We start from the raw sequence: 21760 nt of genomic DNA on the forward strand, positions 1-21760 counted from the left end.
AAGGAGAACGACTTCATGGACATTGAAGAATTCGGCTACAGGCAAGAGTTGAAACGTAGCCTGTCACTGACCGACCTGGTGGTGTACGGGATGATCTTCATGATCCCCATCGCACCGTTCGGCGTGTATGGCTACGTCAACGCCGAAGCACCCGGCATGGTGCCGCTGGCCTACATCATCGGCATGGTGGCGATGCTGTTCACCGCCCTCAGTTACGGCAGCATGGCCCGGGCCTTTCCGGTGGCGGGCTCGGTGTATTCCTACGCACAACGCGGCCTCAACCAACATGTCGGGTTTATCGCCGGCTGGCTGATGCTGCTCGATTACCTGCTGATTCCACCGCTGCTCTACGTGTACGCAGCGATGGCGTTGAATCATTTGTACCCGGACATCCCGAAAGTCGGCTTCATCCTGGCCTTTCTGGTCAGCGCCACTTTCGTCAACCTGCGGGGTATCACCTTCACCGCGCGGATGAACATCATCTTCCTGCTGGCGCAACTGGTGGTGCTGGGGATTTTCCTGTTCTACGCCTGGAATGCCTTGCACAGTGGCGGCGGTAACGGTCAGCTGACCCTGGCGCCGCTGTACAACCCCGAAACCTTCAACTTCGCCCTGCTGATGCAAGCGGTGTCGATTGCGGTGCTGTCGTTCCTCGGTTTCGATGCCATTTCCACCCTCGCCGAAGAGATCAAGGGCGATCCGGGCCGCAGCGTCGGCAAGGCTGCGCTGATCACGTTGCTGGTGATGGGCGTGATCTTCGTCGTGCAGACCTGGATTGCCACCGACCTGGCCGCCGGCCTGGGCTTCAAGTCCGCCGACACCGCGTTCTATGAAATCGCCGAAATCGCCGCCGGCAGCTGGCTGGCGACCCTGACCGCCGTGGCTACCGCGCTGGCCTGGGGTGTGGCGGTCGCCATTACCTCCCAAGCGGCGGTTTCGCGACTGCTGTTCGGCATGGCCCGGGACGGCAAACTGCCGAAAGTGCTGGCCAAGGTGCACCCCAGACACAACACGCCGTACTTGAGCATTTATCTGGTGGCGGTGCTGTCACTGGTGATCTGCTACCTGTTCATCAACTCGGTGGACACCCTCACCTCCCTGGTGAACTTCGGCGCCCTGAGCGGCTTCATGCTGCTGCACCTGACCGTGATCAACTACTACTGGCGCCGGCAGCAATCCGGCCAGGTGATCCGTCACCTGCTCTGCCCGGTCATCGGCTTCATCATCGTCGCGGCCATCATGTACAACATGGGCGTCGATGCACAGAAACTCGGCCTGATCTGGATTGCCCTGGGCCTGGTCTATCTGTTCTTCCTCAACAAGCTGGGTGCCAGCACGGCGCTGCCCGACCCAAGCAATGGCTGACAAGAAAAAGGGCAACGTCTGACACGATTTCAGGCGTCCGCCGATTTAACGCGTGGAAACCGACAGTGATAGTCAGGTTCGGTGCAAGCCGCCGAACCCTTTGATACAGGAGTATGTCCATGCTGGTCTTACGTCCAGTCGAGTTAACCGACCTGCCCCAGTTGCAGCAGCTGGCGCGCGACAGTCTGGTGGGGGTCACGTCCTTGCCGGACGACACCGGACGCCTGCGCGAGAAAATTCTCGATTCCTGTGCTTCGTTCGAAAAAGACGTTCAGGGCCAGGGCCCGGAGAACTATTTCTTCGTGCTGGAAAACCTGACGACTCGCCGTCTGGTCGGCTGCTCGGAAGTGCTCGCCACCGCCGGGTTCAGCGAGCCGTTCTACAGTTTGCGCAACCGCCATTTCACCAGCGCCTCACGGGAGCTGAACATCGAGCATGGGGTGCCGGCGTTGTCGTTGTGCCAAGACCTCAGCGGTCACTCTTTGCTGCGCGGTTTCCACATCGACTCGGTGCTGGAGCGCACGCCGTTTTCCGAGTTGCTGTCCCGGGCGCGGCTGCTGTTCATTGCCGCCCACCCGGCGCGTTTTGCCGAAGCGGTGATCACCGAGATCGTCGGTTACAGCGACGAACAGGGGCAATCGCCGTTCTGGGATGCGCTGGGCAAGCATTTCTTCGATTTGCCTTACGTCGAGGCCGAACGGCTTTGCGGCCTGCAGAGCCGGACGTTCCTCGCGGAACTGATGCCGCAATACCCGATCTATGTGCCGATGCTGTCGCAAGCTGCACAAGACTGCATCGGCCGGATCCACCCCGATGGCCAGGAGGCCTTCGACATTCTGGCGCGCGAAGGCTTCGAGACCAACAGCTACATCGACCTGTTCGACGGCGGACCGACACTGTATGCCCGCACCTCAAGCATTCGCTCCATCGCCCAGAGCCAGACGGGCACGGTGCAAACGGGCTCGCCCATCGACGCCCGTGGCAGTTACCTGGTGAGCAACGATTCGTTGAAGGGCTACCGCGCGATCGTCGCCGAGCTGGACTACAGCGCCGGGCAACCTATCGCCTTGAGCGCCGATATGTGCGCGGCCCTGAACGTGACAGACGCCAGTGCGATCCGGTTGATCGCCCTGTGAGCTGCCACCGGCCCCGAGCCCAACGACAGCGCCCGAGCAGGCGCGAAGAAGGAGCTGCATCATGATTCTGCGCCCGGTTCAAATGACCGACCTGCCCGCTTTACTGGATTTGGTACAACGGGCCGGCCCCGGGTTCACTACCCTGCCGGCCAACGAGGAGCGCTTGGCCCACCGGGTGCGCTGGGCCCAGCGGACCTTCGCCGGACAGGTCGAGCGCGCGGATGCCGACTACCTGTTTGTGCTCGAAGACGATGATCAGCAAGTGGTCGGTGTCAGTGCCCTGGTCGGGGCCGTCGGTCTGCGGGAGCCCTGGTACAACTACCGGGTCGGGCTCACGGTCAGTTCATCGCCGGACCTGGGCATTCAGCGCCAGATCCCCACATTGTTCCTGAACAACGAAATGACCGGGCAATCGGAAATCTGCTCGCTGTTTCTGCGACACGATCAACGCTATGGCAGTCATGGTCGATTGCTGTCGCTGGGGCGTCTGCTGTTCGTTGCCGAATTCCCCCAGCTGTTCGGCGACAAACTCATTGCCGAACTGCGCGGCAGTGCCGACGAACATGGCTGCTCACCGTTCTGGGACAGCCTGGGCCGGCACTTCTTCAAGATGGATTTCAGCCATGCCGATCACTTGTCGGGACTGGGCAGCAAAGCATTCATCGCCGAACTGATGCCGCGCCAGCCGCTCTACACCTGCCTGCTTACCGAACAGGCCCAGGCAGTGATCGGCAAGCCCCACCCCAACACCGAACCTGCGCTGAAGATCCTCACCGCCGAAGGGTTTGCCCATAAGGGTTACATCGACATCTTCGACGCAGGCCCGGTGATCGAAGCCCCGGTGTCGAGAATCCGCGCGGTGCGCGACAGCCAATCATTGATGCTGGCCATCGGCACGCCCGACGACCAGGCCCCGGTGTGGCTGATCCACAACCGTCGCCTGGAAAGCTGCCGCATCACCACCGCCCGGGCGCGGCTGGTGGGCAATAGCCTGATGGTCGACCGCCTCACCGCCAAACGCCTGCAATTGCAACCCGGCAACTCGGTCCGTGCGGTGCTGCTGCGCAACCAACAGCAACAGGCGGTGGCGGCGTGAGCGGAAAAGATCTTGCGTTCACTTGCCAAAGAAATTCGTCATCATCCTTTACTCGCCCGCGTGATAGCCTTTTGTTCCTTCGGCGTTGACACTTTTGCTCAAGCCCTTCCATTCCTTTATATGGTGGAACTCGTATGTCCAGGCTTTCTCATCAAGATTTGCGCCGTAATTTCCGCCAACTGCTCGCGTCCGACACCTGCTACCACACGGCCTCGGTCTTCGACCCGATGTCGGCACGCATCGCCGCCGACCTGGGTTTTGAGGTGGGGATTCTCGGCGGTTCGGTTGCGTCGTTGCAGGTATTGGGCGCCCCCGATTTTGCGTTGATCACCCTCAGTGAGTTCGCCGAACAGGCCACCCGCATCGGCCGTGTAGCACAATTGCCGGTCATTGCCGACGCGGATCACGGCTACGGCAACGCGCTCAATGTCATGCGCACAATCGTCGAACTCGAACGCGCCGGCGTGGCCGCCCTGACCATCGAAGACACCTTGCTGCCGGCACAATTCGGTCGCAAGTCCACCGACCTGATCACGGTCGCCGAAGGTGTCGGCAAGATCCGCGCGGCGCTGGAAGCCCGGGTCGATTCGGAAATGGCGATCATCGCCCGCACCAACGCGGGGATCCTGCCGATCCAGGAAATCATCAGCCGCACCCAGCATTACCAAAAAGCCGGGGCCGACGGGGTTTGCATGGTCGGCGTGCAGGATTTCGACCAACTGGAACAGATCGCCGAGCACCTGAGCGTGCCGCTGATGCTGGTCACCTACGGCAACCCGCTGCTGCGCGATGACAAACGCCTGGCCGAATTGGGCGTGCGGGTCACCATCGACGGTCATGGCGCCTACTTCGCAGCGATCAAGGCCACTTATGACAGCCTGCGCGAACAACGCCAGATCTTCACCCAGGCCTCCGACCTGAACGCGACCGAACTGACGCATACCTATACGCAGCCGGAGGATTACATTCGTTGGGCGGAAGAGTTCATGCGCGTTAAAGAATGACGGCACAAGCGCCCTCACCACAGCGCTCGCGCGTCTGTAGTGAGGGTGCAGTCAAACCATGTGCACTGCTTTCGATTCGGCCTTCGGCGCCACCTCAAACCGATCCGCCAGAAACGGCGTGATATCCAGCGGCAACGGCTCGTTATTCACCAGTTTGTCCAGCAACACGCCGGTAATCGCCGAGGTCAGGATGCCGGTGCGGAAATGTCCGCAGGCATTCAGGTAACCCTGCACGCCTTTCATCGGCCCCAGAATCGGCAGTTCGTCCGGTGAGCCTGGGCGCAATCCGGCCCAGCAACGTTTCAGGTTGATGTCGGCGAGCGCCGGAATGCAGCGCACCGCGCCTTGTACCAGGCCGCTGATTTCCGCGTAGGTGGTGGTCACGTCGAAACCTTTGTCTTCGGTGGTGCTGCCGATCAGGATTTCGCCATTGTCTTTCTGCGCCACGTAACAGTCGCTGGTGGTCAGGCAACCACGCAAGATCTTCGGCATGCGCTCGGTCAGCAGGATCTGGCCCTTCACCGGTTTCACCGGAATGCGAATGCCGGTGGCCTGCTCGCTGAGGTCGGCGGCCCAGGCACCGGCGGCGTTGATCAGCGTATGGCAATGGAACACGCCGGCCTCGGAGGTCTGCACGCCGGTGACCTGCGAGCCGTGGTGCAGCACGCCGGTGACGTTGGTGTTGAAATACAGATCCACTCCGTTTTGCCGCGCGCCTTCGGTGTAGGCATCGGCCAGGCGGAACGGGCTGACCTGATGGTCGCAGAGAAACTCCAGCGCCCCCCTCGCCTCATGGCTGACACTCGGCTCGGCTTCGCGCAGTGCCGCTTGATCGAGCCAGCGCACCTGATCCGCCAGGTGCGGAATGCACGCCACGATGTGCTCGGCGTAGAGCCGGTCTTCGTCGTCGTAGATCACGAATTTCAAGCCGGTCTTCTCGAACTTGAAATCCATCCCGTGATTGTCCTGCAACTCCCGGTGCAAATCCGGGTACATCGCGTTGGACTGCAAGGCGAAATCGAAGAACGACTGCGGCAGGATGTGCGGCGTGCCGGCATCCACCGCCACCGCCGCGCCCTGGGCTTCGCGCTTGCGATTGGCCGACATCATGCGGAAGAAAATCACCCCGCAGCCCAGGCCTACCGACTCACCAATCGCCCACAAGCCACCGGCCGAAGCACGGGTCGCGTTACCGGGACGCTTGGCGTCGATCAGCGCGACTTTCAGGTGTTTGCGTTTGGACAATTGATAGGCGCAGGACGCCCCGATCACACCGCCGCCGGCAATGATCACGTCGTAGAACTTACTCATGGCTTGCGGCCTCCATGCCGACGGACTGGAACGCTGAAAAGGGAACCGGATCGACGGGAAAGCGCGGTCGCAACCAGCCTACATCTTTCCGTCCGGTGGCTTCGCGCAAACGGTCGGTGCAATAGCCGACACACATCCGTCCCTGACAGTCGCCCATGCTCACGCGGGTGCGCATTTTCAGGCTGGCCAGGTCTTGCACCCCCTGCTCCAGCGCCCGATCGATGTCGGCGCGGGTCGCATGCTCGCAGCGGCAAATCACCGTGTCGGCAGCCGGCAATGCAGTCTGCCCGGCACCGCGTTCGGTGTAACGGTCGACGGCGGCGCGAAAACGCACGATGGACTTGAGCTTCGACAGGTAACGGTCACGCCTGACCCGCGCCAGCTCCGAGTCCAGCACGTCGCGTTGCAGCAGGATCGACACGGCCGCGATCCTTCCCGCGAGCATGGCCGCCTCGCCACCGCGAATCCCGCCCATGTCGCCGGCCAGATGCACGTGGGGTTCGCTGCTTTGCTGCCAGACATTGGCGCTGGCCCGCAGGTAGCCGTCATCGCTGAAGCCGTGGTCCAGGCCCATTTGCTGACTGAGTTGGGTGCGTGGAATGAAGCCATAGCCGACCGCCAGGGTCTGCGCGGCAATCCGTTCGGCGCGGCTCAGGTCCGGCTCCCAGGTGCTGGAGTACGGCGCGACGGTCACTGATTTCAATTCTTCCTCACCTTGAGCCTCGACCACGCCCCAACCATAGTGCATGGCGATGCCGTGCAATTTCAGGTACGCGAGCATGCTCAAACCGTCGAGGAACAACTGCGGCTTGTTCAATAGCGCGAGGCTTTCCCGGGCGATCTTGCCGAACGCGCATGCCTCATAAACCCCGGCGACGCTCACCCCTGATGCGTGTAGCTGGCAGGCCACCAGCGGCAACAGCGGACCGGTGCCGGCAATCACCACCGGCCCCTGCGGTTGAACGACACCGCTCTTGATTTGCAGTTGCAAACCACCCAGCAGAATCACACCCGGCAAGGTCCAGCCGGGGAACGGTACGCTGCGCTCATGGCAACCGGCAGCCAACAGCAGCTGCGGGTATTCGACCTCCTGCAAATGCTCGTTGATGTCCAGCACCACCAACGCCCGGGTACCTTCGGCGCCGACCACGCGGTGGTTCAAACGCACATCGATCAGGCCCGAATACTCCTGGAATTCTCCATGCAGTCTGGTCAGCACTTCCGAATAGCGTGGCCCCAGGTAATCCAGTTGAACGTTATCGCGCAAGGGGCCGCGATAAACCACCCCGCCAAGGCGCGAAGCTTCTTCGAGCAAGGTACAACGCACACCATGCCGCGCCAGTTCAATGGCCGCGGCCATACCCGCCGGCCCACCGCCGACGATCACCGGATGCAGGCTCATAAAACCTCCTGCCCAGCGATACGGTTGACCCGGGTTTCGACGCTCATGCCCTCACGCACGATTGTCTGGCAGGCGCGACGTTTGTGTCGGCCATCGATTTTCACCAGGCAGCATTGGCACACGCCCATGCCGCAATAGGCACCGCTGATTTGATCGTGATCGTTACGGGCCACCTGGCGAATGCCCAGTGATTGAATGACTGTCAGGACGGTTTCGCCGATGGCGGCGCTGACGGTTTGACCATTGATGCGCACAGTCATATCCGCCCGCACCAGTGGCTGGATATCGAAGGTTCGGTTTATGCGTTGCATTGCGATTGTTCATCCGTGAAAGGTTCAGGTGAGATTCTTCAGCTCCATGCTGCACTACACCTTGCGGGCCACCTGACTAATAACAACGAGAAGGTCTGCACGGGTACTTCGACAGCGCATCAGCTGCGCGTCAAAGCACCGTAGTCGATACCGCAGGATGGGGCTGGATCTTTGATGCTAGGAGATATCGCCGAAGGAAATATTGATCCAGGCCAGTGAAAACACCTTTGTCCTGCTCACGAAGACGGCATGACCGAACGCCGGGAAAGAATTACTTGCGCTTGTAACTCTTGTTGCCACTGGGCGTCAGGCAATACACCCCGCCTCTTGGTCCGGTGCAGAACGTACCGGTACCGCAAGCGCAGCCATCGGTTTCCTGCAACAGCGTCTGCGGCCGCGCCTGGCTTTTAGTGCCAAACATCGCTGAACAGCTTTTCTTCGAACCGCTGATGGAGCCGTCATTGCACAGGAACAGATCGCCGTCGCAACGATCGATACCGCCCTTTTTCCCGGAACACGGCGTGTTGGCAGCCCAGGCGGATGAGCCGAAGAGGCACACCAACAACAGAAATATTGGCATCCAGCCACGAACCATTAAAGTGCGCACAGTGCAGCTTCCCTTTAGAGTTATGGCCGGATGATATCAACGTCCGCTCAGGCTCACGAGGCCACATGAAAGTTAATTTAAAAAGCCGTGTGTAATTCTTGGCAAAATGCTCGCAACTTCGTATTGAACCGATTATCAGGCAAGCCCTATGACCCGCATCTTGACCATCGAAGACGACGCCGTGACCGCCCGGGAAATCGTCGCCGAACTGAGCAGCCACGGCCTTGAGGTGGATTGGGTCGACAATGGCCGCGAAGGCCTGGAGCGCGCCGTCAGCGGCGACTACGACTTGATCACCCTCGATCGCATGCTGCCGGAGCTCGATGGCCTGGCCATTGTCACCACCCTGCGCACCATGGGCGTGGCCACGCCGATCCTGATGATCAGCGCCCTCTCCGATGTCGATGAACGAGTGCGAGGCTTGCGCGCCGGCGGCGACGATTACCTGACCAAACCGTTCGCCACCGATGAAATGGCCGCCCGGGTCGAAGTCTTGCTGCGCCGACAGAACACCGTGACCGCCCAGGCCACCACGTTGCGCGTGGCCGATCTGGAACTGAACCTGATCAGCCACGAGGCCAGTCGCGACAGCCAGTTGCTGACGCTGTTGCCCACCGAGTACAAGTTGCTGGAATTCCTGATGCGCAACACCGGGCAGATTCTGTCGCGGATGATGATTTTCGAAGAAGTCTGGGGTTATCACTTCGACCCCGGCACCAACCTGATCGACGTGCACATCGGCCGTCTGCGCAAGAAAATCGACCCGCCAGGCAAAGTCCCACTGATTCGGACCGTGCGAGGCTCGGGCTATGTCATTGCTGAACCCCTCTAAAGGCTGGCGTTCCTCCAGCAGCCGCTTGCTGGCGCTTTACAGTTCGCTGTTCGTGGCCTGGAGCGCGATTCTCATGGGGGTCATGTATTACGAGGTGTCCAGCTACCTCGACACCCTCGCCAAACACTCGCTGATGCAACGTCAGCATCTGTTTTCGCGCTTCCAGGGCGAGCAACTGGTGGACGCCCTCGCCGCCAGCATGACCTTCGACATTCGCGGCATCGATGCCTATGGCCTGTTCGATGACCAGCAGCGCTACCTCAGTGGTGCCTTGCGCCAGATCCCCGAAGACCTGCCGCTGGACGGCAAGATTCACATGCTCGGCGACTGTGCCGAATCCGACGACCCGACCCTTCCCGCCGACAGCTGCGACGCCGTCGCGACCCGAACCCTGGACGGCCGCTGGCTGGTGCTGGTGCGGGACAACGGTTCGTTGTTTGCCGTGACCCGGATCATCCTGCACGCGCTGTTGTGGGGCGTGTCGCTGACGATTCTGCCGGGCATCGCCGGCTGGCATTTATTGAGACGGCGCCCGCTGCGGCGGATCCGGGCGATCCAGGCCAGCGCCGAAGCCATCGTCGCCGGCGACCTGACCCGGCGCCTGCCGTTGTCCAATCGCCGTGACGAACTGGACATGCTCGCCGCCATCGTCAACGCCATGCTCGAACGCATCGAGCGCTTGATGCATGAGGTCAAGGGCGTGTGCGACAACATCGCCCATGACCTGCGCACGCCGCTCACTCGTCTGCGGGCGCAGCTGTACCGGATTCAGCAACAGGCCGATGAAGGATCGACGCTGGCCGTGCAACTGGATTCCGTGCTCGGCGAGGCGGATACCTTAATGGCGCGTTTTCGTGGTTTGCTGCGGATTTCCGAGCTGGAGGATCGCCAACGCCGTTCGGGTTTCGTGCAGCTGGACCCGGTACCGTTGCTGCAAGAATTGCACGACTTTTATCTGCCGCTGGCGGAAGAAGGTGAACTGACCTTTGAGCTGCAACTGCCCGAGTCCCTGCCGCAACTGAACGGCGACCGGGCGTTGTTGTTCGAAGCCGTGGCGAATCTGCTGAGCAACTCGATCAAATTCACACCGCCGGGCGGCCAGGTGATTCTGCGTGGGGTGAATGACGCCGGGCATACGCGCATTGAGGTACTCGATTCAGGCCCCGGCATTGCACTGGCCGAGCGTGAGGCGGTGTTTCAGCGTTTCTATCGCGCCGAAGGCGGCAACCCGCAAAGCGGTTTCGGCCTGGGCCTGTCGATCGTCGCGGCGATTGTCAGCCTGCACGGGTTTACGCTGGAAGTGGGCGACAGCGAGCTGGGTGGCGCGCAGTTGGTACTCGACTGCCGGCAGAGTCTGATTCCCCAGGCTTGAGCTCAATACCCCGGTACCTCGCGCAAAAACTCTGACAGGTCGGTGATCGGCGGTATGGCCGGAATCTCGAAGTACATCTGGATCACCCAGCCCCGGTGATAGCTGGAGTGGTTGACCACATGCAACAGCATGGCCCCGGCACTCATGACCCCGCTCTCCCCTGACATGGAGGTGAATTCGATGGGTTTATCCAGCGAGTCGTCGGTCTGGGCCGAGCTCCAGCCACAGAACCATTGATCAATCTCCTGTTGCGCTATTCGCAACTCGGCGAGCTCGGTATGGAGCAAGCCATGGGAAGTTTTGAAGTCGTGCCCCCGGCCCTCCAGATGAGCTTGCCAGATGCAGTCCACCACGTAGGTGTGGTTCAAGGCGCCGATCATGTTATTGAACACCGACACCCGTTTGCGATTGAGTTCCTCAGGTGGCAGCGCCATGAGGCTGTCAAAGAGTCGCTGATCGGCCCAGCGCTTGTAATCGGCGAGCATGCGGGCAGTGCGTACGTTGATCATCAGAGATCTCCCATAGCGATGGGCGCATTGCCAAGAATAGCCCTCACAGCTGGTTGCAGCCCAAACCCTGATCATCGGTTGCGCCGCACGACTTTGTAGCAGCTGCCGAAGGCTGCGTTCGGCTGCACAGCAGTCGCTAAACCATACGCTGCGGTGGTTCAGTTAAACGCGTGCGAAGCCTTCACGGCTGCTGCGCAGCCGAACGCAGGCTGCGCCAGCTGCTACAGAGCTTTATCACGAACTACATTAAGGTCAGACGCTGCACCACCCGTTCGGCCAATGCCAGGCAACTGGTCAGCCCCGGCGATTCGACGCCGAACAGATTGACCAGGCCCGGTACGCCGTGGACGTCCGGGCCGCTGATGATGAAGTCGGCGGCTGGCTCGGTCGGCCCGCTGATTTTCGGGCGGATGCCGCTGTAGGCCGGTTGCAGACTGCCATCGGGCAACGCCGGCCAGTAGCGCCGGATCGCCTGATAGAACCCTTCGCCCCGATGGGGATCGACGCGATAGTCGACCTGCTCGACCCATTCGACATCCGGCCCGAAACGCGCCTGACCGCCCAGGTCCAGGGTCATGTGCACGCCCAGCCCGGCGCTTTCCGGTGCCGGGTACACCAGATGCCGAAACGGCGCCGGGCCACTGAAGCTGAAATAGCTGCCCTTGCACAGCCAGGCCTTGGGCACGTGCCGCGCCGGCAAGCCTTCGATCCGGCTCGCCACCTCTGGCGCGGACAATCCCGCGCAGTTGATCAGTTCACGACAGCTCAAGGTCATCGGCTGAGCTCCCCCCATACGCAGCTCGAAACCCTGCTCGGTGCAACGGGCCGATTCCAGCGGCGTATGGAAGGCCATCGAGGTGCCCCAGGCTTCGGCATCGGCCTGCAGCGCCAGCATCAAGGCGTGGGAGTCGACGATCCCGGTGGACGGTGACCAAAGCGCTGCGACACAAGACAACGCCGGTTCAAGCGCCCGCGCCTGACCGGCATCCAGTAATTGCAGATCATCGACGCCGTTGCGCCGGCCTTGCTCCAGCAACGCCTGCAAGGCATGGCACTGACGGTCATCGGTGGCAACGATCAGCTTGCCGAGGCGCCGGTAATCGACACCGCGCTCATCGCAGAAGGAGTAAAGGCGTTGCTTGCCCTCCACGCACAATTGCGCCTTGAGACTGCCGCTCGGGTAATAAATCCCGGCGTGGATCACTTCCGAATTACGCGAACTGATGCCCACGCCAATCCCCTCGCCCGCCTCGACCAGGATCACTTCTCGCCCGGTCCGGGCCAAGGCTCTGGCCACCGCCAGCCCGACTACCCCGGCCCCGACCACCACGCATTCGATATCGACGCTCACCTGCCCTCCACTCATTCAAGCCAGCCCTGGATGCGATAATCGATCAGGCTGGAGAATATCGCCAGCACGACCGAATACGGTCTGTGTAGGGGGAGTTCACACTTTATATTTAACTTTCCATTTAACGACTTTCAAAACGACAATTAACTGTCATTAACCTGAACACTTTCCACTTATCCAGCTATCGCCGGTTGACTTCGCCAACCTGCCTGAGTAAATTGCGCGGGCCGATATCAACGGCTTTTTTCAACTCACAAAAGAATTCAATGGACACAGTATCTAGTCGCTGTCGGATGACTGCTCACACGCAGGATCTGGCACATACCCAGACAATGACGGGACTCGACTTTTCGGTCGGGTGAGCTGCGCTAGAGCTTGAGGCTCCACCGTAACTTGCCTCGCCGGAATCAGTCCGGCCCGGAGGCATGTTATGAACTTCAAAACCACTGTAATGCCGGGCGTACGCGCCTTTGCATCGACCATGCGGGTCAAGCTTTGCCGTGAGCGTCTGCCGACGACTCGGCTCTGCGCCCCGTTCTCCGCCCCTTCTACCCACGCCCGGGCACACCCTCGTGCCAACTGGCGCGTCTGCCCGACAACGGGCCGGCTTCAGCAACGCTGGAGCTTCGACGACAGTCAGGAGCCACACAGTCGGCGCATCGCGCGCCTCTTCCAGCCGGCGAGCCTGAGGTTCGGCCTGTCTATCGGGGCATGTATTTTCAATTGACCTGAAGGCACTTTAAAGTCCTTCCAGAGCGGTTTCCTTACATGGGAATCCGACAACTTCTTATTGCCCGTAAAAAACCAAACTATTGGAATTAGTTGTGGATCATCAAGTAACACCACCATCGGGTGTTATTCAGATACCACTATCCGGCTTGCGGGCCTTCATAAATGCAACACGAAACAAGGGAGAGTCCTCATGTCGGGAACTACTCTACTGATCAACCTCGCCGGCTCCATCGCCCTGTTGCTGTGGGGCACTCATATGATTTCTTCGGCGCTGTTGCGCGGCTTCGGCTCGCCGTTGCGCCAGTGGCTGGGCCACAACCTGAATAACCGCTGGATGGCGTTGCTGTCGGGGATCGGCATCACCGGGGTTTTGCAAAGCAGCACCGCCGTGAGCCTGATGGCCACCTCGTTCACTGCCGCCGGGACGCTGGGACTGGCGCCGGCCCTGGCGGTGATGCTCGGCGCCAACATCGGCTCGACCCTGGTGGTGCAACTCCTCAGCGTCGATGTATCGATGCTCACGCCCAGCGTTTTGCTGGCGGGCCTGATCGTCTTTCGGCTGCGCGATGACTCGCGCTACGAAAGCGTCGGTTGTGCACTGATCGGCCTGGGGCTGATGCTGCTGGCCCTGCACATGCTCGGCTCGACACTCGCGGAAGTCGAAGGCACGCCGATCTTCCAGCTCATCATGCAGAGCCTCGAGGGCGATCTGGTGATTGCGCTGCTGGTGGCGCTGATCCTCACCTGGCTGTGCCACTCCAGCGTGGCCGTGGTGTTGCTGATCGTCTCGCTGGCCGCCACTGGCATGCTCTCGGCCAGCACCCTCGTCGCGCTGGTACTGGGGGTGAACATTGGCGGTGCGCTGCCCTCGGTCATCAACGCCGGATCGAGCGTCGGCCGACGCCTGCCGCTGGGCAATCTGCTGGTGCGCGCGGTCGGTGCCCTGGTGATCCTGCCGTTTGCCGGGTTGCTCGCTCAGGCGCCGCTCGCGCCCTCGACCCTGGTGGTGTGCCTGCACACCGGTTTCAATCTGCTGCTGGCGTTGGTGTTCATCGGTCTGACCGACCTGCTCGCCAATGCCCTCACCCGACTGCTGCCGGCACCTGAGCGGGACGTTGACCCCGGCATGCCGCGCTATCTGGACGAGGCTGGCCTGGAAGTGGCCAACATCGGCCTGTCGAATGCCGCCCGCGAAGCCCTGCGCATGACCGACATGTTCTCGGCCATGCTCGGCCGGACGCTGCAGCTGTTCCGCACATCGCTACCGGCCTGCGCCGATGAAGTACGGCGGATCGATCAATCCCTGGACCTGCTCAGCGCGGCGATTCGCGCGTATCTGGCCGACATCGGCAAGGAAGGCATCAGTGACAGCGATGCCGATCGTTCCCAGGAAATCCTCACGTTCGTGATCAACCTCGAACATGCCGCGGACATTCTTTCCAGCAGCCTCGCGCAGTTGGCCATGCGCCGCTTGCGCCAGGGTGAACAGTTCTCGGACTTCGAACTGGGCAACATCGCTCCGCTGCACGACGCCGTTCTGGAAAGCCTGAGCCTGGCGATCACCGTGTTCCTGCGCGAAGACATCGCCACCGCGCACCAACTGATCCATCGCAAGGAGTCCGTCAGAAGGCTCGAAGCGCAAGCCAGCCGCGAACACTTTCGCCAGTTGCAAGAAGACAAAAGTACCTGGGCACAATCCGGCGATATTTTCCAACGGGTACTGCGTGATTACCGGCGCATGCATCACCACATCGCCGCACTGGCGTATCCACTGCTCGAACGCGCCGGTGAACGCTCGGTCGAGAGCATCGACGCTCCCTTTGTAGCAGCTGGCGAAGCCTGCGTTCGGCTCCGCAGCAGTCGTGAATGCGGCTGAAGCGATCTGCCTGACACACCGCGATCTCCGGTTTTACGGCTGCTACGCAGCCGAACGCAGGCTGCGCCAGCTGCTACGGGAAGCAGATAGGTCTGAATGATCGCTGGTGCATATGTCGATCAGCAGGGAACTCCTGACCACCGCCAGGCATCCTAAATTATGTGTTACTTCCTTCACGCTTCACGCTTTCGGAGGACGCCGTCATGCGCCGTCTGTTTTTAGTATCTTCACTCGTGCTTTGCTTGCCCTTTGGCTCAGCCATGGCCCGTGTGGATGCGGGCGATGTCGCCACCTCAGCCGGGATCTCCGCATCGCTGTACTCAACGTTCAAGGATCACAAAATGGTCATTCCCGCCCGGGATGACGCCTCCAGTTTTGTCGCCAGCGGCGGTACGATCCGTGGCGTCTACCTGGAGTCGGTACTGAAGGAGATTCGCCAAAATCATCCCGACCTGAAGGCCAGCGATGAAGACCTGGCCAGAGCGATCCTCGTTCAGGAAGGTGTGCCGGCGGGTCATTGAAGTCACTGACGTCTGCAACCAGTAAGCGGTAGGGCTACTCAGCCCTACCTTGCTTCAGCGCTGTTTTTCTCAACCCCGGCAGACAGGCGTGCCCAGCCCGCAACCAACTGTGCGCTGATGCTGACACCGCCACACACCACAATCACCACGTCATGGGCCTCGGCAATTGCCGGATGGTCGAGGTAGGCAATCGCCAATGAAACGCCGCACGCCGGTTCGACCAACTGACGCAAGTCGTTGGCGTAACGAACCACGCCCATGATCGCCTCATCATCGCTGAGCACCACGCATTCGTGCGGGAAATCAAGGATGTGCTGTACCGGCCAGGCGGCCACTTGCGCGGCGCCGAGTGAGGTGGCGACGGTGTCGATGCGCGGCAGTCTGACCGGGTGGCCAGCAGCAATGGCGGCAGCGAACGACGCCGCGCCCTGGGTTTCGCACGCAACGATTCGACAGTCCATGCGCTGATGACGGATCAGTCCGGTGAGCAAGCCCGCCAGCAAACCGCCGCCGCCCACGGATGTCACCAACGCATCGACCTGAGGACAGTCCTCGAGGATTTCATCGATCATCGTGCTGTGCCCTTCCCACAACACCGGGTGATCGAAAGCCGGCACGTATTCGGTGTCTGCGCCCTGCGCGAGTTCTTTCGCCCGTTGATTGGCCTCGTCCCAGACCTTGCCGTGGACAATCACCTCGGCACCGGTTTTCCTGATCCTGGCGCGGGTGGTTTCCGGGGTGGTGTTCGGCACCACGATGCAGGCTTTCAGCCCAAGGTTGGCGGCGGCCACGGCCGTGGCCAAACCCGCATTGCCACCGGAAGGACAGACGACTTTGCGCTTGCCCTGCTCCGCCGCCTGACTGCACAACAGGCCCATGCCGCGCATTTTGAACGAGCCGCTGGGTTGCAGGTTTTCCAGCTTCAGCCAGATTCGCCGGGTCGGAGTCGACAGGCCTGGGTGCAGAATCAGGGGCGTTCTGATGTGAAGCATCGTGTGCTCCTTGTGACAGCACCGGCGCATTGAGATCGTTCAACGGGCCGGGAGTGAACGGACAGGCTCATCCTTATCCAAGCTTAGTTCACCCTGCCCGACGACTACCGTCATGACAACGCACTCCGTCCTACAATGGTCATAGGCCCTTTGCGATGTCAGTCATGAAAATCTCGGCCAAACTCGCGTTCTTCGCTCTCGTCACCACCCTTGCCTACCTCGCTCTCGCGGTGTTAGGGCTGGGTGGGTTGGCGACTTTTTTCTCGCATCCGCCGCTGGTGGTCATTGCGCTGGCAACCCTGGTGCTGACGATCGTGTCATTGTTCAGCGAAGTCAATTTGAGCCCCGGCGAACGTGAAGACCGGGCCAATCGCTGGGTGCTGCCGGTTTTCGGGGTGCTCGGGTTGTTGAGCGGGTATCTGCCGGCCTACACCGACCGGATCGACTTCTGGACCTTCGGTGGCGAGGGCGTGCGCTGGCTGGGCGCGCTGCTGTTTGTTGGCGGCGGTGCGTTGCGGATGTGGCCGGTGTTTGTACTGGGCAAACGCTTCAGCGGCTTAGTGGCGATTCAGCCGGGGCACCGCCTGGTCACCGACGGGATTTATCGGAAATTGCGCAACCCCAGCTACCTGGGGCTGCTGATCAACGGCGTGGGCTGGGCGCTGGCCTTTCGTTCCGGCGTCGGGTTGCTGCTGGTGGCGCTGATGTTGATACCGCTGATCGCCCGCATTCGCTCTGAAGAAGCGCTGTTACGCACGCAGTTCGGCAGCGAATACGAGGCTTACTGCGCCCGTAGCTGGCGATTGATTCCGGGGATCTACTGAACAGACCACATTAGCCCGCATCAACATTAGAGTGTGTACAGGCTGATTTGGCCGTCGAGATCCATGCGCACAGCGACCGAGTCATAACTGGCCAGTGTGGCGTGCCGGGTCTGAAGGGGATGAAGGTGGGTCGCGGTGATGACCATCACGTTGGCACCCGCCGCTTCGCCTGCGCGAATTCCGACGTCGGCGTCTTCGAAGATCAGGCACTCGGCTGGATCCACCTGCAGTCGACGAGCCGCCAGCCGATAGCCCGCAGGGTCGGGTTTGCCGGCGCTGACGTCTTCGGCGGTAACCATCACGCCAGGCTCGGGAATACCGGCCGCAGCCATTCGGCGCAGGGCCAGCGCCCGTGGCGCAGAGGTGACGATGGCCCATTGGCTGGCGGGCAGCGACTTGAGGAAATTCGCCGCGCCGGACACCTCGACAATCCCCTCCACATCATCGATTTCCGCCTCGGTGATCCACGCCGCTTCAGCTTCGGCATCCACCCCGGGCAACGCCAGGCGATTGATGGTGTCGATGGCGCGAACGCCATGGATGGTCGGCAGGAAGGTTTCGACATCGACGCCGTGGCGCACGGCCCAGGTTGTCCAGATCCGCTCGGCGGCGGCGATGGAGTTGAGGACGGTGCCGTCCATATCGAACAGGAAACCACGGTATGACCTGTTGAGCCGGGATGTTTTGACAGACAAAGGGCGACTTCCTTTTACAAGAGCCAGGCAAATGTTGTCAGCTAATGTACACCAGCGCCTACTGGCTCCGGGTCGACTGCAAGGCGCTTTGCACACAATCGAGCAACTGCCCCACCGCCCAGGGTTTCCTGATGAACGAAACCGGATGCTTGACCCCGGAGCTGTTCGGGGTTTCGAAGCCGGACATGATCATGATCGGTTTATCCGGCCAACGGTCACCGAACAGATTGGCCAGGTCCGCGCCATTGAGTTTTCCCGGCATGGTGATGTCCGTCAGCAACAATCCCACCTGCGGCGCATGCTGTTCCAAAAACTGCGAAGCCGCATCCGCGCTGATCTGTGGTTCAACAGCAAAGCCTTCCTCCTGAAGAATTTCGCAAAGAAACTCGAGGATCAACGGGTCGTCCTCAACCACAAGAATCAAACCGTCAGACAAATGCTCGCCCGCCGCCGATACTGGACTCATCACTGTGCCACTCCCTGATTGTGTCAATGGTTACGCGGGCTCAAATCCGCCTCCTATTCAGGTATGAGCAGCGGCGTTCGCAGAAATTCATTTTTGATACAGGTGTCTTGGACATTCTCTGTTCAGGCCGACAAACACGACCGTTTGTCAGCGCGTAATTGTGGTTAAAATGCCGCCCCTTCTACTTTGCCGACCTTGCCCGATGAATCCAGACGCCCTCTCCATCCTCCACGACCATTTGCTGACAGCGCTTGCGGCCGCCCCCGCAGAAACCCGTCGGCTGTTCCACGGCCGTGGCCGCTGCTGGCCGGGGCTGGAGCAATTGACCGTCGACTGGCTGCAGGGCGTGGTGCTGGTGTGCGTGTTCAAGGAGCCACTAGCCTCGCAACTGGACGATTTGAAGCAGCGGTTGATGGCGATCACGCAGGCGCCTGCGTGGAAAACCTCCGGCGCGCATACCTTGCTGCTGCAACATCGCTATTTGCAGGAAAGCACCACCGAATGGCTGCTCGGGGAACCGATCGAGGAGATGACGATCACCGAGGGCGGCCTGCAGTATCGCGTGGACCTGGGCCGCAAACAGAACACCGGCTTGTTTCTCGACATGCGCTACGGCCGCGATTGGGTGCGGGCCAATGCGGATGGCAAGCGGGTGCTGAACCTGTTCGCCTACACCTGCGGGTTTTCGGTGGCCGCCATTGCGGGAGGCGCTACGCATGTGGTCAACCTGGACATGTCCCGCGCGGCCCTGAGCCGTGGCCGCGACAATCACCGGCTCAACGGCCATGACCTGAGCAAGGTGAGCTTTCTCGGTCACGACCTGTTCAAATCCTGGGGCAAAGTGATCAATAGCGGCCCTTATGATCTGGTGATCATCGACCCACCGTCCTTTCAGAAGGGCAGTTTCCTGCTGACCAAGGATTATCAGCGTGTGCTGCGCCGTCTGCCGGAGTTGCTCAGCGCTCAGGGTACGGTGCTGGCCTGCATGAATGATCCAGCCTTTGGCGCGGACTTCCTCATCGACGGCGTCACCCGCGAAGCGCCAAGCCTGCGGTTTGAGCAGCGGTTGGAGAATCCGCCGGAGTTTCCCGATGCCGATGTCGAGTGCGGGTTGAAGGCGTTGGTGTTCAAGCAGGGGTAATTGAAGATCAAAAGATCGCAGCCTTCGGCAGCTCCTACGCGCCTGTGGGCGCTGCCGCAGGCTGCGATCTTTTGACGTTGACTCAACGCGGCTGCAACACCAACGCAAACAACTCGCCATGCCCATTCACATTGAGCTTGTGGTAAAGATTGCGCCGATGGACCTTCACCGTTTCCGGGGAAATACCCAGTTGCTGGGCGATGGCTTTGCTGGAGAAGCCCTGGAGAATCAACCGCGCCGTCTCGACTTCACGCCCCGACAAACGCGCATCGAAGCGATCCAGCAGGGTCGCCAGATCACCGGCCACGGCCTCGGCGGTCGGGCCTTCCGGGGGCAGCAGTTGCAGGTGACGGCGCATGGCCGTCAGCACCCAGTCGCGCACGCACAGCAGACGGCCCTGTTCCTCAAGGGTGAACGCCGTCGAACGCCCCAACGATAAACCGAGCACCGCCCCGTCAACGTTGACCATGAACTGCAACTCGTCGCCGCCCACCACCGAGCGGAAGTAGCTCAGGTAATACTCGCTCTGCTGAAACTGGTCGGGGGCCACCGACGCCAGGCTGTGCAAGCCATCGGCAATACCAGCGCACGCGGCCTGATAAAACGGATCGAGCAAATACATGCCGGCGCTGTAGTCCGCCAATTCCTCATGCTCGTCGGCGCCGCCCTTGGAATCGAAATCGATCAGCAGCCGCGGCACCCGCCCTGACCGCATCACCGCGACCAACGCGTTATCCAGCGGCACCAGCAGCCGCAAGGTGTCCACCAGTGCTCGCCAGAAACCATCCTGCCCCAATGCGCCAAACACCCGCGCCAGTCCCTGGTGCATCGGCAATTCTTTGAGCAACGCGTCCACGCCCTACCCCTTTTGAGTAACCCATGATGGGAATGGGTGAGTACCCCGCCTGCCGATACGCTGCAAGCACCTGATCATCACCGGCCTGCAGCAGGCCAGGAGTGCCGCATCATGAGTTGTCATCGTTCGCATATCAACCTGGGACTGGGCGCCTGTTTGTGCGCTTCGCTGTCGGCAGTCGCCGCCGACAACCCCACCGTGCACGTCTACAACTGGTACGACTACATCGGCCCCACCACCCTGCAGGATTTCAAGCGCGACACGGGGATCCAGCCGGTTTATGACACCTTCGACAGCGCCGAAGTCCTGGAAGGCAAACTGCTGACCAGCCGCAGCGGCTACGACGTGGTGGTGGCCAGCAACTTCAGCCTGCCGACGCTGATCAAGGCCGGTGCGCTGGCACCACTGCCTCGCGCGCAAATGTCCGGTTTCAAAAACATGGACACCGACCTGTTGGCGAAACTGGCCAACAACGATCCGGGTAACCAGTACGCCGTGCCGTATCTGTGGGGTACGAACGGCATCGGCTACAACGTCGACAAGGTCCGCGCCGCGCTGGGCGACAAGGCGCCAGTGGACTCTTGGGAATTGGTGTTCAACGAAGCGAACCTGGCCAAGCTTGGCGACTGTGGCGTGGCCATGCTCGACTCGCCTTCGGAGATGCTGCCGGTCGCGCTGCATTACCTGGGCCTGCCGCCCAACAGCACCAACCCCGAGGACTACAAGAAAGTCCAGGCGCTGTTGCTCAAGCTGCGCCCGCACATCGCCTACTTCAACTCCTCCAAATTCATCAGCGACCTGGCCAACGGCAACATCTGCGTGGCGGTGGGCTGGTCCGGCGCGATGCTGGAAGCCAAGGCCAACGCCGAGCAGGCGGGCAATGGCGTGAAGATCACCTACAGCCTGCCGAAGGAAGGTGCGCCGGTGTGGTTCGACACCTTGGTTCTGCTCAAGGATGCGCCGCATCCGCAGCAAGGCGTGGCGTTCATCGACTACTTGATGCGCCCCGACGTCATTGCCCCGGTCAGCGACCACCTGTCTTACCCCAACGGCAATCGCAGCGCGACACCGCTGGTGGCCGAAGCGACGCGCAACAACCCGGCCGTGTACCCACCGGCCGAGGCGATGGCCAAGCTGTTCACCCTGGAACCCTTGCCGAAGGCGACCGAGCGCGTACGCACGCGCGTCTGGAGCATGGTGAAGAACGGCCAGTAAACCTGATGCCCGCGATCCAAACCGCAACGCATTTTTTGTAGCAGCTGTCGAGCAGCGCGAGGCTGCGTTCGGCGGCGCAGCCGTCGTAAAACCAGAGCTCGCGGTGCGTCAGGCCGACCGCGTCAGCCGGATTCACGACGGCTTCG

The 21760-nt window shown here is 61.2% G+C and carries 22 protein-coding genes; 12 read left to right on the forward strand and 10 right to left on the reverse strand.

Going from position 1 to position 21760, the window contains the following annotated elements:
• Positions 1 to 15 precede the first annotated feature (15 nt).
• The 4 genes from PMI21_RS22845 to PMI21_RS22830 all read left to right on the forward strand — a co-directional run bounded on the left by PMI21_RS22845 (position 16) and on the right by PMI21_RS22830 (position 4601).
• Positions 16 to 1365: an APC family permease gene (locus PMI21_RS22845; RefSeq protein ID WP_007934981.1), complete on the forward strand. Its 1350-nt coding sequence runs from the start codon at positions 16 to 18 to the stop codon at positions 1363 to 1365.
• Between the two features lie 119 nt (positions 1366 to 1484).
• Positions 1485 to 2501, forward strand: a complete 1017-nt coding sequence (locus PMI21_RS22840) for an arginine N-succinyltransferase (protein WP_007934983.1) — start codon at positions 1485 to 1487, stop codon at positions 2499 to 2501.
• A gap of 61 nt (positions 2502 to 2562) precedes the next feature.
• Positions 2563 to 3597 (forward strand): arginine N-succinyltransferase, encoded by a 1035-nt coding sequence (gene astA / locus PMI21_RS22835; protein WP_007934985.1) that lies wholly within the window; start codon positions 2563 to 2565, stop codon positions 3595 to 3597.
• A 134-nt stretch (positions 3598 to 3731) separates the two neighbouring features.
• A complete protein-coding gene (locus tag PMI21_RS22830) occupies positions 3732 to 4601 on the forward strand; it encodes an isocitrate lyase/PEP mutase family protein (protein WP_007934986.1) in 870 nt (289 codons plus the stop codon).
• A gap of 51 nt (positions 4602 to 4652) precedes the next feature.
• On the opposite strand, the gene hcnC is transcribed toward PMI21_RS22830, so the two are convergent.
• From hcnC to PMI21_RS22810, 4 genes are all read right to left on the reverse strand, one after another.
• Positions 4653 to 5912, reverse strand: coding sequence for a cyanide-forming glycine dehydrogenase subunit HcnC (gene hcnC / locus PMI21_RS22825; RefSeq protein WP_007934989.1), 1260 nt, complete (start codon positions 5910 to 5912; stop codon positions 4653 to 4655).
• Complete coding sequence (gene hcnB / locus PMI21_RS22820; protein WP_007934991.1) at positions 5905 to 7314, reverse strand: cyanide-forming glycine dehydrogenase subunit HcnB; 1410 nt, start codon at positions 7312 to 7314, stop codon at positions 5905 to 5907. The genes hcnC and hcnB overlap by 8 nt, the downstream gene beginning before the upstream one ends.
• Complete coding sequence (locus PMI21_RS22815; RefSeq protein ID WP_007934992.1) at positions 7311 to 7625, reverse strand: (2Fe-2S)-binding protein; 315 nt, start codon at positions 7623 to 7625, stop codon at positions 7311 to 7313. The genes hcnB and PMI21_RS22815 overlap by 4 nt, the downstream gene beginning before the upstream one ends.
• 271 nt (positions 7626 to 7896) lie before the next feature.
• On the reverse strand, positions 7897 to 8220 hold the full coding sequence (locus PMI21_RS22810) for a hypothetical protein (RefSeq protein ID WP_007934993.1): 324 nt from the start codon (positions 8218 to 8220) through the stop codon (positions 7897 to 7899).
• Positions 8221 to 8380: 160 nt separating this feature from the next.
• On the opposite strand from PMI21_RS22810, the gene PMI21_RS22805 reads away from it, so the two are divergent.
• Complete coding sequence (locus PMI21_RS22805; protein ID WP_007934994.1) at positions 8381 to 9064, forward strand: response regulator transcription factor; 684 nt, start codon at positions 8381 to 8383, stop codon at positions 9062 to 9064.
• On the forward strand, positions 9042 to 10436 hold the full coding sequence (locus PMI21_RS22800) for a sensor histidine kinase (RefSeq protein ID WP_007934995.1): 1395 nt from the start codon (positions 9042 to 9044) through the stop codon (positions 10434 to 10436). The genes PMI21_RS22805 and PMI21_RS22800 overlap by 23 nt, the downstream gene beginning before the upstream one ends.
• 2 nt (positions 10437 to 10438) lie before the next feature.
• Here PMI21_RS22800 and PMI21_RS22795 read toward each other — a convergent pair whose 3' ends face one another.
• Both PMI21_RS22795 and PMI21_RS22790 read right to left on the reverse strand, forming a co-directional pair.
• The gene (locus tag PMI21_RS22795; protein ID WP_007934996.1) at positions 10439 to 10945 is read right to left on the reverse strand and encodes a DinB family protein; all 507 of its coding nucleotides are present in this window, start codon (positions 10943 to 10945) and stop codon (positions 10439 to 10441) included.
• Positions 10946 to 11186: 241 nt separating this feature from the next.
• On the reverse strand, positions 11187 to 12296 hold the full coding sequence (locus PMI21_RS22790; RefSeq protein ID WP_033063823.1) for an NAD(P)/FAD-dependent oxidoreductase: 1110 nt from the start codon (positions 12294 to 12296) through the stop codon (positions 11187 to 11189).
• A 430-nt stretch (positions 12297 to 12726) separates the two neighbouring features.
• Here PMI21_RS22790 and PMI21_RS29830 point away from each other — a divergent pair, with 430 nt between their 5' ends.
• From PMI21_RS29830 to PMI21_RS22780, 3 genes are all read left to right on the forward strand, one after another.
• Positions 12727 to 13023, forward strand: coding sequence for a hypothetical protein (locus tag PMI21_RS29830; RefSeq protein ID WP_007934998.1), 297 nt, complete (start codon positions 12727 to 12729; stop codon positions 13021 to 13023).
• Positions 13024 to 13218: 195 nt separating this feature from the next.
• On the forward strand, positions 13219 to 14904 hold the full coding sequence (locus tag PMI21_RS22785; protein ID WP_007934999.1) for a Na/Pi cotransporter family protein: 1686 nt from the start codon (positions 13219 to 13221) through the stop codon (positions 14902 to 14904).
• A gap of 203 nt (positions 14905 to 15107) precedes the next feature.
• On the forward strand, positions 15108 to 15425 hold the full coding sequence (locus tag PMI21_RS22780) for a DUF2388 domain-containing protein (RefSeq protein WP_007935001.1): 318 nt from the start codon (positions 15108 to 15110) through the stop codon (positions 15423 to 15425).
• A gap of 44 nt (positions 15426 to 15469) precedes the next feature.
• Here the strand turns inward: PMI21_RS22780 and PMI21_RS22775 are convergent, their stop codons facing one another.
• A complete protein-coding gene (locus tag PMI21_RS22775) occupies positions 15470 to 16417 on the reverse strand; it encodes a pyridoxal-phosphate dependent enzyme (RefSeq protein WP_007935003.1) in 948 nt (315 codons plus the stop codon).
• Between the two features lie 164 nt (positions 16418 to 16581).
• Here PMI21_RS22775 and PMI21_RS22770 point away from each other — a divergent pair, with 164 nt between their 5' ends.
• A complete protein-coding gene (locus tag PMI21_RS22770; protein ID WP_033063824.1) occupies positions 16582 to 17241 on the forward strand; it encodes a methyltransferase family protein in 660 nt (219 codons plus the stop codon).
• Positions 17242 to 17267: 26 nt separating this feature from the next.
• Here the strand turns inward: PMI21_RS22770 and PMI21_RS22765 are convergent, their stop codons facing one another.
• Both PMI21_RS22765 and PMI21_RS22760 read right to left on the reverse strand, forming a co-directional pair.
• The gene (locus PMI21_RS22765; RefSeq protein ID WP_007935007.1) at positions 17268 to 17936 is read right to left on the reverse strand and encodes an HAD-IA family hydrolase; all 669 of its coding nucleotides are present in this window, start codon (positions 17934 to 17936) and stop codon (positions 17268 to 17270) included.
• Positions 17937 to 17994: 58 nt separating this feature from the next.
• A complete protein-coding gene (locus tag PMI21_RS22760; protein WP_007935009.1) occupies positions 17995 to 18402 on the reverse strand; it encodes a response regulator in 408 nt (135 codons plus the stop codon).
• Between the two features lie 202 nt (positions 18403 to 18604).
• Between PMI21_RS22760 and PMI21_RS22755 the strand changes: the two genes are divergently transcribed.
• Positions 18605 to 19543, forward strand: coding sequence for a class I SAM-dependent methyltransferase (locus tag PMI21_RS22755; protein WP_007935011.1), 939 nt, complete (start codon positions 18605 to 18607; stop codon positions 19541 to 19543).
• 82 nt (positions 19544 to 19625) lie between these two features.
• Here PMI21_RS22755 and PMI21_RS22750 read toward each other — a convergent pair whose 3' ends face one another.
• Positions 19626 to 20399, reverse strand: a complete 774-nt coding sequence (locus PMI21_RS22750; protein ID WP_007935013.1) for a helix-turn-helix transcriptional regulator — start codon at positions 20397 to 20399, stop codon at positions 19626 to 19628.
• A gap of 111 nt (positions 20400 to 20510) precedes the next feature.
• Here PMI21_RS22750 and PMI21_RS22745 point away from each other — a divergent pair, with 111 nt between their 5' ends.
• On the forward strand, positions 20511 to 21614 hold the full coding sequence (locus PMI21_RS22745) for a polyamine ABC transporter substrate-binding protein (RefSeq protein WP_007935014.1): 1104 nt from the start codon (positions 20511 to 20513) through the stop codon (positions 21612 to 21614).
• Positions 21615 to 21760 lie beyond the last annotated feature (146 nt).

This window comes from Pseudomonas sp. GM18, from assembly GCF_000282195.1.
In the GTDB taxonomy this organism is placed as follows: Bacteria; Pseudomonadota; Gammaproteobacteria; order Pseudomonadales; family Pseudomonadaceae; genus Aquipseudomonas.